General features: G+C 52.6%; 22 protein-coding genes. 2 read left to right on the top strand and 20 right to left on the bottom strand.

Annotated elements, in window-relative coordinates:
- Nucleotides 1–187: 187 nt before the first annotated feature.
- The 3 genes from G477_RS0104850 to G477_RS18735 all read right to left on the bottom strand — a co-directional run bounded on the left by G477_RS0104850 (nt 188) and on the right by G477_RS18735 (nt 1,211).
- Nucleotides 188–481, bottom strand: a complete 294-nt coding sequence (locus G477_RS0104850) for a hypothetical protein (RefSeq protein WP_026696992.1) — start codon at nt 479–481, stop codon at nt 188–190.
- A gap of 194 nt (nt 482–675) precedes the next feature.
- Complete coding sequence (locus G477_RS0104840; RefSeq protein ID WP_035211247.1) at nt 676–969, bottom strand: MerR family transcriptional regulator; 294 nt, start codon at nt 967–969, stop codon at nt 676–678.
- Nucleotides 966–1,211: a helix-turn-helix domain-containing protein gene (locus G477_RS18735; protein WP_051287691.1), complete on the bottom strand. Its 246-nt coding sequence runs from the start codon at nt 1,209–1,211 to the stop codon at nt 966–968. The genes G477_RS0104840 and G477_RS18735 overlap by 4 nt, the downstream gene beginning before the upstream one ends.
- Nucleotides 1,212–1,349: 138 nt before the next feature.
- Between G477_RS18735 and G477_RS20455 the strand changes: the two genes are divergently transcribed.
- Both G477_RS20455 and G477_RS0104825 read left to right on the top strand, forming a co-directional pair.
- Complete coding sequence (locus tag G477_RS20455) at nt 1,350–1,856, top strand: helix-turn-helix domain-containing protein (protein ID WP_051287690.1); 507 nt, start codon at nt 1,350–1,352, stop codon at nt 1,854–1,856.
- A gap of 48 nt (nt 1,857–1,904) precedes the next feature.
- Nucleotides 1,905–3,074, top strand: coding sequence for a site-specific integrase (locus tag G477_RS0104825; RefSeq protein WP_026696990.1), 1,170 nt, complete (start codon nt 1,905–1,907; stop codon nt 3,072–3,074).
- A 118-nt stretch (nt 3,075–3,192) separates the two neighbouring features.
- Here G477_RS0104825 and rpsI read toward each other — a convergent pair whose 3' ends face one another.
- The 17 genes from rpsI to rplO form a co-directional block, all read right to left on the bottom strand.
- On the bottom strand, nt 3,193–3,585 hold the full coding sequence (rpsI, locus tag G477_RS0104820) for a 30S ribosomal protein S9 (protein ID WP_026696989.1): 393 nt from the start codon (nt 3,583–3,585) through the stop codon (nt 3,193–3,195).
- Nucleotides 3,586–3,605: 20 nt separating this feature from the next.
- Nucleotides 3,606–4,043: a 50S ribosomal protein L13 gene (rplM, locus tag G477_RS0104815; protein WP_026696988.1), complete on the bottom strand. Its 438-nt coding sequence runs from the start codon at nt 4,041–4,043 to the stop codon at nt 3,606–3,608.
- 184 nt (nt 4,044–4,227) lie between these two features.
- A complete protein-coding gene (truA, locus tag G477_RS18725) occupies nt 4,228–5,004 on the bottom strand; it encodes a tRNA pseudouridine(38-40) synthase TruA (protein WP_035211245.1) in 777 nt (258 codons plus the stop codon).
- A gap of 13 nt (nt 5,005–5,017) precedes the next feature.
- Nucleotides 5,018–5,818: an energy-coupling factor transporter transmembrane component T family protein gene (locus tag G477_RS0104805; RefSeq protein ID WP_026696987.1), complete on the bottom strand. Its 801-nt coding sequence runs from the start codon at nt 5,816–5,818 to the stop codon at nt 5,018–5,020.
- A complete protein-coding gene (locus tag G477_RS0104800; RefSeq protein WP_026696986.1) occupies nt 5,815–6,678 on the bottom strand; it encodes an energy-coupling factor transporter ATPase in 864 nt (287 codons plus the stop codon). Before G477_RS0104800 ends, G477_RS0104805 begins: the two co-directional genes overlap by 4 nt.
- Nucleotides 6,663–7,514 (bottom strand): energy-coupling factor transporter ATPase, encoded by an 852-nt coding sequence (locus G477_RS0104795; protein ID WP_170203837.1) that lies wholly within the window; start codon nt 7,512–7,514, stop codon nt 6,663–6,665. The genes G477_RS0104800 and G477_RS0104795 overlap by 16 nt, the downstream gene beginning before the upstream one ends.
- A gap of 804 nt (nt 7,515–8,318) precedes the next feature.
- The gene (gene rplQ / locus G477_RS0104785; RefSeq protein ID WP_026696983.1) at nt 8,319–8,681 is read right to left on the bottom strand and encodes a 50S ribosomal protein L17; all 363 of its coding nucleotides are present in this window, start codon (nt 8,679–8,681) and stop codon (nt 8,319–8,321) included.
- A 44-nt stretch (nt 8,682–8,725) separates the two neighbouring features.
- On the bottom strand, nt 8,726–9,670 hold the full coding sequence (locus tag G477_RS0104780; protein WP_026696982.1) for a DNA-directed RNA polymerase subunit alpha: 945 nt from the start codon (nt 9,668–9,670) through the stop codon (nt 8,726–8,728).
- A gap of 133 nt (nt 9,671–9,803) precedes the next feature.
- The gene (gene rpsK, locus G477_RS0104775; protein ID WP_026696981.1) at nt 9,804–10,196 is read right to left on the bottom strand and encodes a 30S ribosomal protein S11; all 393 of its coding nucleotides are present in this window, start codon (nt 10,194–10,196) and stop codon (nt 9,804–9,806) included.
- A gap of 18 nt (nt 10,197–10,214) precedes the next feature.
- A complete protein-coding gene (gene rpsM / locus G477_RS0104770; protein ID WP_026696980.1) occupies nt 10,215–10,580 on the bottom strand; it encodes a 30S ribosomal protein S13 in 366 nt (121 codons plus the stop codon).
- Nucleotides 10,581–10,599: 19 nt separating this feature from the next.
- Nucleotides 10,600–10,713, bottom strand: a complete 114-nt coding sequence (rpmJ, locus tag G477_RS0104765; protein WP_003322638.1) for a 50S ribosomal protein L36 — start codon at nt 10,711–10,713, stop codon at nt 10,600–10,602.
- 48 nt (nt 10,714–10,761) lie between these two features.
- On the bottom strand, nt 10,762–10,980 hold the full coding sequence (gene infA / locus G477_RS0104760) for a translation initiation factor IF-1 (RefSeq protein WP_026696979.1): 219 nt from the start codon (nt 10,978–10,980) through the stop codon (nt 10,762–10,764).
- A 4-nt stretch (nt 10,981–10,984) separates the two neighbouring features.
- Nucleotides 10,985–11,287 (bottom strand): KOW domain-containing RNA-binding protein, encoded by a 303-nt coding sequence (locus G477_RS0104755; protein ID WP_026696978.1) that lies wholly within the window; start codon nt 11,285–11,287, stop codon nt 10,985–10,987.
- Between the two features lie 29 nt (nt 11,288–11,316).
- Complete coding sequence (map, locus tag G477_RS0104750; RefSeq protein ID WP_026696977.1) at nt 11,317–12,066, bottom strand: type I methionyl aminopeptidase; 750 nt, start codon at nt 12,064–12,066, stop codon at nt 11,317–11,319.
- Complete coding sequence (locus G477_RS0104745; RefSeq protein ID WP_026696976.1) at nt 12,063–12,716, bottom strand: adenylate kinase; 654 nt, start codon at nt 12,714–12,716, stop codon at nt 12,063–12,065. Before G477_RS0104745 ends, map begins: the two co-directional genes overlap by 4 nt.
- A gap of 34 nt (nt 12,717–12,750) precedes the next feature.
- A complete protein-coding gene (secY, locus tag G477_RS0104740; protein ID WP_026696975.1) occupies nt 12,751–14,043 on the bottom strand; it encodes a preprotein translocase subunit SecY in 1,293 nt (430 codons plus the stop codon).
- Nucleotides 14,043–14,483 carry a 50S ribosomal protein L15 gene (rplO, locus tag G477_RS0104735; protein ID WP_026696974.1) on the bottom strand — a complete coding sequence of 147 codons (441 nt, stop codon included), beginning with the start codon at nt 14,481–14,483 and terminating at the stop codon, nt 14,043–14,045. Before rplO ends, secY begins: the two co-directional genes overlap by 1 nt.
- Nucleotides 14,484–14,494: the final 11 nt, after the last annotated feature.

Here is a 14,494-nt window from a genome sequence, read left to right as displayed (position 1 = left end):
GAGGAGCACTGGTCTCTGTCTGCTGTATACAATTTTGGTCCTCCCCTCCTGCGAAATATCCGGAAAAAGCTTTCTATTTCACACCATAATTGTTATAATGAAGTTACTCTTTGTAATTCATTTGAATTTTCGCCGTGCGGGTTCCCTCCGTGCGGCTTTTTCGTGTTCTACGCCAGCACTGCATCGGTTATTCCTCCTCTTTTATCTCCTGCTCCATTTCTTCCAACCTTTCATTAAGCAGCTCCACATCACGCGCGATTTCCGTAATCCACACGTCCATGCTCTTGGCAGTTCCGTTTAATCGGGGTTGTAGCAGACCTTCACGGATCATGTGGGCGGACGCTTCCGGTTGCTCGGATAGCTTCTGGATCTCTTCTTGATGGATCGCATTGATCCCGAGAAGCGGCTCCAGTGCGGACTTCATTCTCATAACATCCTCCATTACTTCATTGATCTGCTCCCATTTGTTTTGTTCAGTCATTGTTAATTCCTCCTAATTTTTATTTCTGGGAAAGATTCCGTGCTTTCTTTTCCGCCCAGGCGCTGATCTGTGGTCTGCTGTTCGAGTAGTGCCGTGCCTGATACCAGAAAAACGCGATTAGCTCATGTGTCGGCATGTGATCACCTCCCCTGCATAGAATCAATTCCTTCTCTCAATGCCTGCCCAGGCTCTTGTTAATACGTGATTTTCTTCCCCTGCAAGAACTTGTGAATATCCTGGATGTCTATTAAAGGCTTGCTGTTAATCTGGATGAGCGGCAGCCCTTCCTCAATGAGGGATTGCAGTGTGTTGTATGAAACGCCGATATAGGACGCTGCTTCTTTCTTTGTCATAAACTGCTTATGCCCCGCATCCTGTTTTGCCTGCTGGTAAGCATCGGCCGCCAATTCATAGAAGAGAGAGTAATACTGCTCTTTCCACTCTTCTGGGATCGGGAGGCTGATCGTGGCCTGCTGGTCCTTATTCATGATTTCACCTCCTCTCTCGGATCTATGTCCTCATAAACCAATTGAAAAAGCTCATCAAAATCAACATTCAAGATATCGCATATTAGTTTTGATGTTTTCGGACTTGGATTCCTTTTACCCTTAGTCATTTGGAAAACCATAAAATATGAAATACCTGACACCCTAGAAAATTCTCGTTTTGAGTATCCGTTCATCACTAAAAGTTTTTCAAAAAAAGCTGGATCTTTTATTACGACACCCATTGATTAACACCCCTTTCTATAATATCTATTGGATATATTATTATTATTACAGATATCGGATATAAAAGTCAACAAATTATTTCTATTAGATATCAAATAGTATATAATGGGTGTATGAAGTCAGGAGGAGGTGTGAAAATGGAAGAGTTGAGTGAAAAAGATGTGGAGAGCATGAGTTTTGGGGAAGTGCTTTATTTCTACAGGAAGAAAAAATCTCTAACTATGCAACAGTTAGCTAGAGAGGTCGAGGTTTCACAGTCATATATATCTAATTTAGAAAACGGAAAGCGGAAGGATCCTTCTTATGAGGTCATGTTTTCTTTGGCAGATAAGCTGGATATCAACCCCTACACCTTAATAGAGAAAGTTGCTTCTAAAGAGACCGGATCCTCGAAACCCCAGGCCTCTCTACAAAAAGAGATTAATGATTTTGAAGCTGAACAGGGGTACGACACTCTAAAAGAGTTAAAAAATATTCTGTCTGATGATTATGTTATGCATCTAGACTCAGAAAATGAGTCTTCTACTCAATACGTTTTTTCTGTTCATTTAAATGGTCACCGATTAAATGATGATGAAAGGAAACGTCTGTTAAAAGTTGCAGAACTAATGTTTCCGCAATACACATCAAACGAAAATAAATAAAAACCCCTTCTCTATCGCCTGCCCAGCAACAGAAAGGGGAATGTTTTTATGGCTCGTATAGAAGAATACAAAAAGAAAGATGGAAAGAAATATTACCGTGTGAAAGTCTATGTCGGTTATGATCCGCATACTGGAAGGCAGCGGCAGACCACACGGAGTGGATTTAAAACGAAGAAAGAAGCAAAAATAGCCGCTTCCCGTATGGAAGTGGATACGGCAGATTACGGAATATCTTCTGGAGGGAATCCCTCTTTCCGTGAAGTGTATGAGGAATGGTTCCAACAGAACCGCCTGCAAATTAAGCCCACAACGGCTTACACAAAGCAGCGTCTGTTCAAACGTATCTTAGGGGATATGGGAGACTGGAGAATCAAAAAGATTGAACGGCGGGACTGTCAGCGCCTTGTGAACAGATGGGCGCAGCAGTTGAAATCCTTTCGTGATTACAAAGTTCAGGCGAACCTGGTGTTTAAGTATGCCGTGAAGATGAACATCATTAAGGTGAACCCGATGGAACATATCATGATGCCGAAACTTGATGTTTCTGACATGGAGGAAAAAGAGAATTTTTTCACCAAACAGCAGCTTCATACGTTCCTGAATCACTTGAAGGGATCGGAGGAGGAAAGCAGGCAGAAAGTTCATCTGATGTTTCGTATGCTCGCCTATACGGGAGTACGGAAAGGAGAACTCCAGGGGCTCCACTGGTCGGATGTGGACCTGAAGGAAAAAACCATCCGTGTGAATAAAACACTGGCTTTTGTAGACAGCAAGAAAGTTGTTATTCCCACAAAGACACAGGCCTCGATCCGGACGGTCAGCCTGGATGATGAAACGGTGCGGCTGCTTCACATATGGAGGAAACAGCAGATGCAGTGGTACATGCGCCTCGGTCTGCGTTTTCAAAAAGCGGAAGAACAGCCCGTATTTACGAACTTTCACTATTCCACCCAGAGGATGGATTACTGCAAACTGTCATATTTAAACGAAACCCTGCAGCGGATATCTAAAGAGCTGCCGGATCTGCCCCGGATCGGCGTGCACGGATTTCGTCATACGCACGCCAGCCTGTTGTTTGAAGCGGGCTTATCTATAAAGGATGTGCAGGTGCGCCTGGGCCATAAAGATATTCATACCACTATGAACACGTACACGCATGTCACCCCGGATCGGAAAGATACCACAGCGGCTGCTTTTCAACAGTTCATGGACGGGTAAAAAATCGCTTTTTCAACCAATAGTGAGTTAATTAGTGAGTTAGTACAGCAAAAACAGAAAAAACCCCTCTGCCGGGTTGGGGAGCAGAGGGGCTGAAAAGCTTGATATGAAAGGCTTTTTAACGCTTCGAGAACTGAGGAGAACGACGAGCGGCCTTGAGACCGTACTTCTTACGCTCTTTCCCACGAGGGTCACGAGTGAGGTAGCCTGCTTTTTTGAGTGACGGACGGAATTCCGGATCCGCTTGAAGCAGCGCGCGTGCAACACCGTGACGGATTGCGCCGGCCTGGCCTGTGTAGCCGCCGCCGTTTACGTTTACGTGTACATCGTACGTGCCTTCTGTCTGTGTTTCAGCCAGTGGCTGCTTTGCAATTACTTTGAGTGTCTCGAGGTCGAAATACTCGTCGATGCTGCGCTTGTTGATGACGATGCTGCCGTCACCAGGTACGAGCCGCACGCGTGCGACAGAGTTCTTACGACGACCTGTTCCTGCATATTGAACTTGTGCCAAGAGAAGTCCCTCCTTCGAAATTATCCGCGTAGTTCGTACGCTTCTGGTTTTTGTGCTGCGTGAGGATGCTCACTGCCTGCATACACGTGCAGTTTTTTGCCTGTCTGGCGTCCGAGTGGTCCTTTTGGAAGCATTCCTTTGATGGAAAGCTCCAGCAGACGCTCCGGCTTTTCGCGGCGCATGTCGCCGGCGGAAGTCGCCTTCAGGGAGCCTGGGTAGCGGCTGTGACGGTAGTAGTACTTGTCCTGAAATTTGTTTCCTGTCATTTCAATCTTTTCTGCGTTGATGATGATCACGTTGTCACCTGTGTCCACGTGTGGGGTGAACGTCGGCTTGTGCTTGCCGCGCAGGATTGATGCAACCTCGGAAGACAGACGACCGAGTGTCTGGCCTGCTGCGTCGACAACGTACCATTTGCGTTCTACGGATTCTGCATTTGCCATATATGTTGTACGCATTTGTTGATTTCCCTCCTAAATCTGACTATCCAAAAACTGTACTGTCGTATCGATCGATTCCGTACCCGGGGCTAGTGGGCATAAGAATACCGTTAACCATCATATAATACGTTACGCCTGGTGTCAATACGAAAACACACTCGGAGCCGTTGTTTTTTATTTTTTTTCGTGCCGGACCTGCTGCCTACAGGTCCGGGCGCTGCTGCAGGTGCTGTTCCAGCTCCGAGGAATCGTAGAAAACACGGGAAAGATACAGCCCATGGCCCGGGGCTGTCTTCGGCGCCTGCGTGCGGTCCTTCGCCTCCATCAGGGCCGGCATGTCTTCCGGCTTCCATTCGCCGAAACCGACAGCCAGGAGCGTCCCGGTCATGATCCGAACCATTTGATACAAGAAGCCGCTCCCGGCAAAACGGAGCACCCACGACGTCCCGTCCTGGTAAATATCCACCGCGTACATCGTGCGCACTTTATCTGCGACATCCGTCCGCGGAGAAGACAGGCTGGAGAAGTCGTGCCTTCCAAGCCAGTGTGCGGCTGCCTGACGCATCCTGGCAGCATCAGGGGTTTCCCTCAGCTGCAGCCGGTAATGCCGCTGAAATACATCGTGTGGCGCGCCTGTGGTCATTCTGTACACGTATTCTTTGCCGACCGTGTCGTAACGCGCATGCAGCCCCTCTGCTTCGACCGCCCGGTGCACGTAAATATCGTCCGGCAGCAGGCCATTGAGCGCCCGCGGCCACCGCTCCAGCGGAATCTGCAGCGGCGTATCAAAGTGAACCGGCTGGCTCAGGGCATGGACGCCGGTATCGGTCCGGCCGGACGCCGTGGATGGCCAGCTGTCTGCTTTGTGCATCCGGGCCAGCGCCCGCTCCACTTCCTGCTGGACCGTCCGGGCATCCGGCTGCTTCTGATAGCCCCGGAACCCGCTTCCGTCGTACGACAGATAGATCATGATGCGCATTGTCTCTTCCTCCTTACCAGAATCTCGTCCACACGGCGAACAGCCCGTAGCAGGCAAAAACCAGCAGTGCTGCGGTATCCCGGCGGTGCCATGTCATCACACGGAACCGGGTTCTCCCCTTGCCGCCTTCATACCCCCTTGCCTCCATCGCGTCGGCAAGGTCCTCGGCTCTTCGAAAGGACTGGGCAAAGAGCGGCACGAGGACCGGCGTGAAGGACTGAATTCTCTTCCATAAAGATCCCTGGCTGAAGGAGGCGCCTCGTGCGGACTGGGCCTTGATGATGCGCTCGGTTTCCTCCAGGAGGGTCGGAATGAACCGGAGGGCGATCGACATCATCAGCGCGAGCTCATGGACGGGGACGCGCAGACGCTTGAGCGGGTGCAGGAGCCGTTCCATCGCGTCGGTCAGATCCACCGGGGTCGTTGTGAGTGTAAGCATGACGGCAAACGTCACGAGCAGGGCGAGCCTGCCTGCCAGCAGGGCGCCTGTCGCTACGCCTCCACTATAGATGGAGAGCCAGCCGGCAGAGACGAGCTCGGTGCCTTCGTTCGTGATCAGGGCGTGCATGAGAAATGTCAGCACAATGATGATCAGGATGAGGCGCATGCCCTTCCAGAAGAAGCGGAAGGAGATGCCGGTGATCAGAAAAGCCCCGGCGACCAGGACGGCAGCTGCTCCGAGAGAGGCCGGGTGCGCTGAGACGAACACGAGGGACATGAACAGCACGACAAGGATGAGTTTGCTGCGCGGGTCCATACGGTGGACGAGCGAGTCTCCAGGAATGTACTGGCCGGCAATGACGGCATATTTCATCGTGCGTGCCTCCAGTACCGCTGGAGCGCGGTCGCCAGCTCCGTCTCGGTGAGCACCGGTCCGTCCAGGTGGATGCCTTCCTGCTGCAGCCGGTGGACGATCTGCAGCGTTTCCGGCGGTGTTAAGGACGCTTCCTGCAGCTGCTGCTGTGACTGGAACACCTCCGCCGGGGGTCCCTGCATATGCAGCCGACCTTCATGCAGAATCGTCGCCACATCAGCGTAGGCAGCAATGTGCTCCATGTGATGGGTGACAAAGACGAGCGTCCGCTCCGGTTTTTCGCGGCACCAGTCCGTAAACAGCTGCATCATCTCTTCCCGGCCGCGCGGGTCGAGGCCGGCTGTCGGCTCATCGAGAAGGAGCAGCTTCGGCTCGAGTGCCAGGACGCCGGCTGCTGCGGCACGGCGCATCTGCCCCCCGGAGAGGGCGAAAGGGGTCCGGTGATGCAGGTCTGCGGAAAGGCCGGTCCGGGCGAGCGCTTCGAGGGCGCGTGCTTTCGCTTCGGCTTTCGGCACACCGTGGTTGAGCGGACCGAACATCACGTCTTGGAGCACCGTTTCTTCAAACAGCTGATGCTCGGGAAACTGAAACACCATGCCGGTCTCCGCCCGCAGCGTATGCAGGTCCCGGCTTTTGGAATCCGGCCGGACGGTGTGGCGTCCGACCGTCACCGTGCCCGTCGTCGGCTTCTCCAGCGCGTTGAACAGCTGCAGGAGCGTCGATTTACCGGATCCGGTGGCACCAGCCAGCGCATGAACCTTCCCGGATGCAAACGTCACGGTGAGCTCCTGTAGGGCTTCGTGGACAAAAGGCGTATCCGGCTGGTACGTATACCCTGCCTGCTTTACTTCGATCTGCACAGCGCACTCACCAGCTCTTCCTGTGACATCGTATGCCGAAAGGCGGCATCCTCTTTCCGAAGCGAAGCGGAAATCCGCACCGGCAGCGGCGGCCGCAGTCCCGCGGCTTCCAGCACATCCGCTTCTGCATAAACGTTTCTCGGAGACCCGTCGAGAACGATGTGGCCGTCCTGCAGCACGAGCACCCGGTCTGCTTCTGCGGCTTCCTCCATCTCATGCGTAACGCTGAGCACCGTCACGGAGCTGTCCTCAGCGAGCTGCCGGATGACATGACGCATGTCTACCCGTCCTTCTGGATCAAGCATCGACGTCGCTTCATCCAGAATGATGAGTTCCGGCCGCAGGGCGGTCACCCCCGCCAGAGCGACGCGCTGTTTCTGGCCGCCGGAAAGGCGGTGCGGTTCCCTGTCCTCAAAGCCGTCCAGACCGAACCGGGTGATGGCCGCAGCCACCCGCTCCTGCATCTCCTCCGTCGGAATCCCGGCATTCTCCAGACCGAAGGCGATATCGTCCGCAACCGTCGGGGCGACAATTTGATTGTCGGGATGCTGGAAGACCATGCCGGCCCGGCGGCGGAGCTGCGGCTGTGTCGTTTTCTCTGCCGGATTGAACCCGCACGTGCGGACGGTCCCCGTGCTTGGCTGGACAAATCCATTCAGGCACTTCGCCAGCGTGGACTTTCCAGAGCCGTTATGCCCGGTGACTGCGGTGAAACTGCCTTTTTCCAACGTCAGATTGATGCCGTGCAGCACGTCGGTGCCGTCGTACCCTGCCCGGACATCGTTCATTTCCACTACTGCTTCCATTGCCTGTGCCGCCTCGCTTTCGTAGAACACGGAATGTTTTTCCCTCCTGGAAACAAAAGGCCGCATCTCCGAATGACCGGATAAAGCCATTGCCTGCTGTCGAGAAAACCAGGTGCTGCTCCTGACTGGGACGGGGATCGCCTTACGCAGGCCAAAACACGTCGGTCCGCTCCAGTTTCGAGCCGAACCACCGCGAAAAGCAGGAAGCCCTCGTACGAAGACCGAGCCGCTCTCTTCCTCGATAGCAGCGAGAACCTGACTATAACAGACCAAATGCGCAAAGCGCCTTTTGGTCGGAACGGCGTGCGGCACCGCTGCAGGCTTTTGAGGGAAGAAGACGTTTTTGTTTCTTCCCGCGCAGCGCATGAAGCCGCCGTCTCCTTGTATGAAAACTTATGCTTTCTTAAACTATGGCTATGTTAAAGCCTAGTGTTGTTATAGCAAAAGTACGCCTGCGGCTCTTTTTTCTTCGCTTGCCGCGGAGATTTCCTTCCGCTCTCCCTCCCTTACGACCGGGAGGATCTTCACGCTTTCTTTATCCGCAGGCGTCTCGAAAAAGAGCCTGGGCCTGCTCCGTTTCATAAACGTTTCTTTTCTTTCAGAAGGACGCAGCGAAGACCGGCGGACGCCTGTGGAAGAAGGAGATCGGAAGATCCCGCAGGGCGTCAGACCGAGGAAGCTGGAGATTTCCTCCACGGCAAGCCTGCCGAGTTGCAGCGGCGTTTTCTGTCATTATCAACAATAAACAATCACAGAGCTTAAACTATAAAAAAAAGGGCGCCGATCCGCCGCTGATACATCAGCTTTGGTGCCGCCCCTTAAAAGAACTTGTGCTTACACAAGCTCGATGATTGCCATTTCAGCGCCGTCTCCCTTACGTGGTCCCAGCTTCATTACGCGGGTATAACCACCCTGACGGTCTTCATAGCGCTTTGCGACGTCGTCGAAAAGCTTCTGGATCGCGTCTTGTCCTGTTTCCTCGTCCGCTACTTCTTTACGGACGAATGCCGCTGCCTGACGGCGGGCATGCAGGTCTCCACGCTTTCCGAGCGTGATCATTTTCTCCACAACAGAACGAATTTCCTTTGCTTTCGGCTCTGTCGTTTCGATACGCTCATTGATGATCAGATCAGTAGTCAGGTCACGCAGAAGTGCTTTACGGGCACTGCTGTCGCGTCCAAGCTTACGATATCCCATGAGTCATTTCCCTCCTTCACAAATACCATCGGTACTCCGATGCATCAGTCTTCTTTGCGCAGGCCGAGGTTGAGTTCGTGCAGCTTTTCCTGGACTTCCTCGAGGGATTTACGTCCGAGGTTGCGCACTTTCATCATGTCCTCTTCCGACTTTTGAGTCAGCTCCTGCACCGTGTTGATTCCTGCCCGCTTGAGGCAGTTATAGGAACGGACAGAGAGATCCAGTTCTTCAATCGTCATTTCCAGAACTTTTTCTTTCTGGTCCTCTTCTTTTTCCACCATGATCTCTGCATGCTGTGCCTGATCGGTCAGCCCGACAAAAATGTTCAGGTGCTCGGTCAGGATTTTCGCACTGAGAGAGACAGCTTCTTCCGGACGGATGCTCCCGTCTGTCCAGACATCGAGCGTCAGCTTATCAAAATTGGTAATCTGACCTACTCGGGTGTTTTCCACCTGGTAGTTCGCACGCGATACCGGAGTAAAGATGGAGTCAACAGGAATGACGCCGATTGGCAGATCTCCCGTGTTGTTTCCTTCCGCCGGCACATAGCCGCGGCCGCGCTTCGCTGTCACTTTCATCTGGAACTGCGCGCCTTTGGAGAGGGTTGCGATATGAAGATCCGGGTTGAGGATCTCGACGTCACTGTCGTGCGTAATGTCCGCGGCAGTAACCGTTCCTTCGCCCGTTGCATCGATCTCAATCGTTTTCTCTTCATCAGAGTAAATTTTGAGCGCCAGCTGTTTCAGGTGAAGGATGATGGTTGTTACATCCTCCACGACCCCTTCGATGGTGGAGAACTCATGCAGGACACCATTGAACTGCACGGATGTCACCGCTGCTCCCGGCAGAGAGGAGAGCATGATGCGGCGCAGGGAGTTCCCCAGCGTTGTTCCATATCCACGTTCCAGAGGTTCTACGACGAATTTTCCGTACGTTTGATCGTCGCTTAATTCGACCGTTTCTATCTTCGGCTTCTCTATCTCGATCATTCAACTAACCCTCCTTCAAAACGTCGAAACCCCGGCTGGGCAGTACCGCAGCCGGAATCCCTCACTGGGCACACTTGACTTGTTACAGCTTCGACAAGGGTCCGCTGCAGGAGCGGACCAGCAGTAGAGCGGATTATACGCGGCGACGTTTTGGTGGACGGCAGCCGTTGTGTGGAACCGGCGTTACGTCACGGATCATGCTGACTTCAAGACCTGCAGCCTGCAGAGAGCGGATAGCCGCTTCACGGCCTGCACCAGGGCCTTTAACAGAAACTTCAACTTCCTTCATGCCATGTTCCATTGCAGCTTTGGATGCTGCTTCCGCTGCTGTCTGTGCAGCAAACGGAGTGGACTTACGAGAGCCTTTGAAACCAAGGCCGCCGGCACTTGCCCAGGAGATCGCGTTTCCTTGAGTGTCAGTGATCGTTACGATCGTGTTGTTGAACGTAGAACGAATGTGTGCAATACCGGTCTCTATATTCTTACGCTGACGACGCTTTGCGCGTGTTGTTTTTGGCTTAGCCATAAATTAACGCAGCCTCCTTTACTTTTTCTTGTTCGCGACAGTACGACGAGGTCCTTTACGTGTACGTGCGTTGTTCTTCGTCTTCTGACCGCGTGTCGGCAGACCCCGACGGTGACGGATACCGCGGTAGGATCCGATTTCGATCAGACGCTTGATGTTGAGGGAGACTTCACGACGGAGATCCCCTTCTACCTTGATGTTGTCTACTACACCACGGATTTTACCGAGCTCATCTTCCGTGAGATCACGGACGCGTGTGCTCGCATCTACACCTGCTTCTTCCAGTACTTCGGCAGCACGGGTCTTTCCGATCCCGTAGATATACGTGAGAGATACGACAACCCGCTTATCGCGTGGAATGTCGACACCAGCTACTCGTGCCATAGTTTACACCTCCTGTTAGTTAGCCTTGCTTCTGCTTGTGCTTTGGATTTTCGCAAATTACCATGACGGTTCCTTTACGTCGGATAACTTTGCACTTTTCGCAAATGGGTTTGACGGATGGTCTTACCTTCATGCTCTTTACCTCCTTGATCATTCGGAGTAACGATTTTAGAATCGATGCTTATTTATAACGATACGTAATTCGACCGCGGGTCAGATCATACGGAGATAATTCAACGGTGACCTTGTCCCCCGGAAGAATACGGATATAGTGCATACGGATTTTGCCGGATACGTGCGCCAGAATCTTGTGGCCGTTTTCCAGCTCTACGCGGAACATCGCGTTCGGCAGCGGTTCAATGACCGTGCCTTCTACTTCGATAACATCATCTTTGGCCATGAATTTACTCCCCTTCCTTCAGTAAATTATCGTTGATATAGGATGAAATTGCAAAACGCAGTTTCGCATTGGTGACACGACCTGTTTCTATTATACTGTTCTTTACTTCGGAGGCAATGATATAACTTCGCTCTATATGCTGCAGGTTCTTTCTCTTCGGGCGGTCGACCTTCCTTTTATCGCCATCGGCAATCAGGACAAACCGGTCGTCCAGCACCTTAATGATGCAGGCGAATTGATCTTTGTCTCTTCCGTGAAGAATCCGCACGAGCTCACCGGCCTGCGGAACCGAATCAGGATCTTTCATAATTGTTGGATGACCACCTTTTTGATCTGTCAGCGGATTGTCGTCAACACTTCATATCCTGTCTCGACAATAGCAATAGTGTGTTCAAAGTGTGCACACCTAGAACCGTCCGATGTCACCACTGTCCAGTTATCCGGCAGCGTTTTGACATGCCGGCGTCCTGCGTTGATCATCGGTTCGACTGCGAGCACCATTCCCGGCTCCAGCTTCGGCCCTTTTCCCGGTGGACCGAAGTGGGGCACCGGCGGATCCTCATGGAGGTCCCGCCCGACCCCGTGACCGACATATTCTCTGACAACAGAGAAGCCGGCTGCCTCGGCGTGCTGCTGCACGGCGTGGGAAATATCCGACAGGCTGGCTCCTGGTGCGGCCATGCGGAGACCCTCGTAAAGAGAACCTTCCGTCACGTCCAGCAGGCGCTGCTCTTCGTCGGAAATGTGTCCGACAGCGTACGTCCAGGCTGAATCTCCGTGGAAACCTTCATACTCCGCACCGATGTCGATACTAATGATGTCACCGTCTTCGAGGGTGCGGGCGCCGGGTATTCCGTGTACCAATTCTTCATTTACTGAAGTACAGATGCTTCCTGTAAATCCATGATAGCCATAGAAGGATGGGACAGCATCACAGCTGCGGATAAAAGCATCAGCCGCTTCGTTGAGCTGCTGGGTTGTTATGCCCGGCTGAATCTGCTCTTCCAGCATCTGATGGGTACGGGCTACAATCCGGCCCGCTTCACGCATCAAATCAAGCTCATCCGCGCTTTTGCGGATGATCATGTACGATCTCCCTGAAGGATGCTGTCTACATCAGCGAATACCTGATCGATATCCTGCTGTCCATCCACGTTTCGAAGGTATCCCTTTTCTTCATAGAAGTCCACGAGGGGCTTCGCCTGTTCCAGGTTCACTTCCAAACGCTTGTCGACGGTCTCCGGCTTATCGTCCTCACGCTGAATGAGGTCGCTGCCATCCTTGTCGCACTTGCCTTCTGTCTTCGGCGGATTGTAAATCTCATGGTACGCAGCACCGCAATCCGGACAGATCCAGCGCCCAGTCAGACGCTTGAACAGATCGTCCTTCGGTACTTTGATATACAGGACATGGTCCAGTCTGCGACCGAGATCATCGAGCATTTCTTCCAGCGCAGAGGCCTGGGCCGGTGTTCGTGGGAAGCCGTCGAGAAGGAAGCCTTCTTTGCAGTCATCTTCACTCAGGCGCTCCCGCACAATACCGACTGTCACTTCATCCGGAACGAGGGCTCCCTCGTCCATAAAGGACTTCGCTTTCATGCCAAGCTCTGTGCCGTTCTTAATTGCTGCTCGGAACATATCCCCTGTAGAGATATGTGGAATGTGATATTTTTCTACGATTTTTTCTGCCTGTGTGCCTTTACCGGCTCCCGGAAGTCCCATAAGGATTAGATTCATTGCTCTATTACCTCCATCAGTCTTTGACGCCCAACTACTTGATAAACCCTTTGTAGGAGCGTTTGATAAGTTGACTCTCTATCTGTTTCATCGTGTCAAGCGATACAGCGACAACGATCAGCAGACCGGTTCCTCCCAGCTGCACACTCTGCGGCAGCCCCGCCGCTTCATTGAAGAAGACCGGCATGGTGGCTACGACTGCAAGGAATAAAGCCCCGACGAAAGTCAATCGATAGAGGATCGCCAAAATGTGCTCCTGCGTGGCTTTGCCCGGACGTATACCGGGGATATAACCGCCCTGTTTCTTCAGGTTGTCTGCCATTTGTTCCGGATTAACCTGAACAAACGTATAGAAATACGTGAACCCGATGATGAGCATGGCAAATACGACCATGCCGAACGGCTGCGTATAATCAAAGTTCCGCTGAATCCACCCGGCAATGGTGCCAGTGTCCCCAAAGAAACCGGCTACCGTTGGTGGAAAGATGAAAAGCGACATGGCGAAAATGACCGGGATGACTCCGGCAGAGTTGACCTTGAGCGGCAGGTGGGAAGTCTGAACTTCCTGCTGCTTTCCGTCAACCAATCGTTTTGCATATTGAACAGGAATTTTTCTGAGGGCCTGCTGGACAAAAATGACTCCTACTACGATCGCCAGCAGCGCCAGCAGAATCAGCAGCACAGCGACGATGTTTAAAAACAAGGCATCTCCTGCGCCTTCGAATTGAGTTACGTAGATTTGGGTAACTCCATTCGGAATCCCAGCAGCAATCCCAGCAAAGATAAGAATTGAGATCCCGTTCCCTACTCCGCTTTCCGTAATTTGTTCCCCGAGCCAGAGCAGAAAGGCCGTTCCGCTGGTCAGCGTCAGTGCGATCAGCAGATACGTCTGAACGCCCGGGTCCGGTACGAGCTCCGGAAAAAGGTTGTTAAAGCCGATAGACATGCCAAGGGCTTGAATGAACGCGATCACAATCGTCCCGTATCTTGTCACTTGTGCTAGTTTCTTACGACCTGCCTCGCCCTGTCTCGACCACTCGGCAAACTTCGGGATCACATCCATCTTGAGAAGCTGCACAATAATCGATGCGGTGATATAGGGCATGATTCCTGTCGCAAAAATCGAGAAACGCTCGAGGGCACCGCCGCCGAAGGCATCAAGAAAGCCAAAGGCGTTCATGTCCCCGCCGAAGTCCAGCTGAGATGCGTCGACTCCGGGGGCGGGGATATGGGCACCGATTCGAAAGACGATTAATATCGCTAGGGTGAAGAGGATTTTTCTCCTCAAGTCACCCACTCGAAAGATATCGGAGATCGTCCGGAACATTAAACCACCTCGGCAGTCCCGCCAGCAGCCTCAATTGCGCTTTTTGCTGATGCAGAAAACTTTGCAGCTTTCACCGTCAGCTTGCGCTCCAATGTTCCGTTTCCTAGAATTTTAATTCCGTCGCGTTCTTTTTTCACAACGCCGGATTCTACCAGCAGAGCTGGTGTAACCTCTGTGCCGTCTTCGAAACGGTTGAGGGTTTCCAGGTTCACAACTGCGTACTCAGCGCGGTTCGGATTCTGGAAGCCACGCTTCGGCAGACGGCGGAAGATTGGCATCTGTCCACCTTCAAATCCTGGTCGTACGCCACCGCCGGAGCGGGCGTTCTGACCCTTCGTACCGCGGCCTGCAGTTTTACCGTTACCAGAACCGATTCCTCGACCCACACGGTTGCGTGCTTTGCGGGAACCAGCAGCAGGCTTAAGTTCGTGAAGTTGCATGAATGACACCT

Source organism: Alkalicoccus chagannorensis DSM 18086 (genome assembly GCF_000429725.1).
GTDB classification, from domain to species: Bacteria; Bacillota; Bacilli; order Bacillales; family Salisediminibacteriaceae; genus Alkalicoccus; species Alkalicoccus chagannorensis.
This window is presented reverse-complemented; position numbering and strand designations above follow the sequence as displayed.

What these genes read in the sequence shown, in the direction of transcription:
- G477_RS0104850 (WP_026696992.1), bottom strand. Translation starts at nt 481, where the DNA reads ATGACTGAACAAAACAAATGGGAGCAGATCAATGAAGTAATGGAGGAT.
- G477_RS0104840 (WP_035211247.1), bottom strand. Translation starts at nt 969, where the DNA reads ATGAATAAGGACCAGCAGGCCACGATCAGCCTCCCGATCCCAGAAGAG.
- G477_RS18735 (WP_051287691.1), bottom strand. Translation starts at nt 1,211, where the DNA reads ATGGGTGTCGTAATAAAAGATCCAGCTTTTTTTGAAAAACTTTTAGTG.
- G477_RS20455 (WP_051287690.1), top strand. Translation starts at nt 1,350, where the DNA reads ATGGAAGAGTTGAGTGAAAAAGATGTGGAGAGCATGAGTTTTGGGGAA.
- G477_RS0104825 (WP_026696990.1), top strand. Translation starts at nt 1,905, where the DNA reads ATGGCTCGTATAGAAGAATACAAAAAGAAAGATGGAAAGAAATATTAC.
- rplM (WP_026696988.1), bottom strand. Translation starts at nt 4,043, where the DNA reads ATGCGTACAACATATATGGCAAATGCAGAATCCGTAGAACGCAAATGG.
- truA (WP_035211245.1), bottom strand. Translation starts at nt 5,004, where the DNA reads ATGCGCATCATGATCTATCTGTCGTACGACGGAAGCGGGTTCCGGGGC.
- G477_RS0104805 (WP_026696987.1), bottom strand. Translation starts at nt 5,818, where the DNA reads ATGAAATATGCCGTCATTGCCGGCCAGTACATTCCTGGAGACTCGCTC.
- rplQ (WP_026696983.1), bottom strand. Translation starts at nt 8,681, where the DNA reads ATGGGATATCGTAAGCTTGGACGCGACAGCAGTGCCCGTAAAGCACTT.
- G477_RS0104780 (WP_026696982.1), bottom strand. Translation starts at nt 9,670, where the DNA reads ATGATCGAGATAGAGAAGCCGAAGATAGAAACGGTCGAATTAAGCGAC.
- rpsK (WP_026696981.1), bottom strand. Translation starts at nt 10,196, where the DNA reads ATGGCTAAGCCAAAAACAACACGCGCAAAGCGTCGTCAGCGTAAGAAT.
- rpsM (WP_026696980.1), bottom strand. Translation starts at nt 10,580, where the DNA reads ATGGCACGAGTAGCTGGTGTCGACATTCCACGCGATAAGCGGGTTGTC.
- rpmJ (WP_003322638.1), bottom strand. Translation starts at nt 10,713, where the DNA reads ATGAAGGTAAGACCATCCGTCAAACCCATTTGCGAAAAGTGCAAAGTT.
- infA (WP_026696979.1), bottom strand. Translation starts at nt 10,980, where the DNA reads ATGGCCAAAGATGATGTTATCGAAGTAGAAGGCACGGTCATTGAACCG.
- G477_RS0104755 (WP_026696978.1), bottom strand. Translation starts at nt 11,287, where the DNA reads ATGAAAGATCCTGATTCGGTTCCGCAGGCCGGTGAGCTCGTGCGGATT.
- map (WP_026696977.1), bottom strand. Translation starts at nt 12,066, where the DNA reads ATGATCATCCGCAAAAGCGCGGATGAGCTTGATTTGATGCGTGAAGCG.
- G477_RS0104745 (WP_026696976.1), bottom strand. Translation starts at nt 12,716, where the DNA reads ATGAATCTAATCCTTATGGGACTTCCGGGAGCCGGTAAAGGCACACAG.
- secY (WP_026696975.1), bottom strand. Translation starts at nt 14,043, where the DNA reads ATGTTCCGGACGATCTCCGATATCTTTCGAGTGGGTGACTTGAGGAGA.
- rplO (WP_026696974.1), bottom strand. Translation starts at nt 14,483, where the DNA reads ATGCAACTTCACGAACTTAAGCCTGCTGCTGGTTCCCGCAAAGCACGC.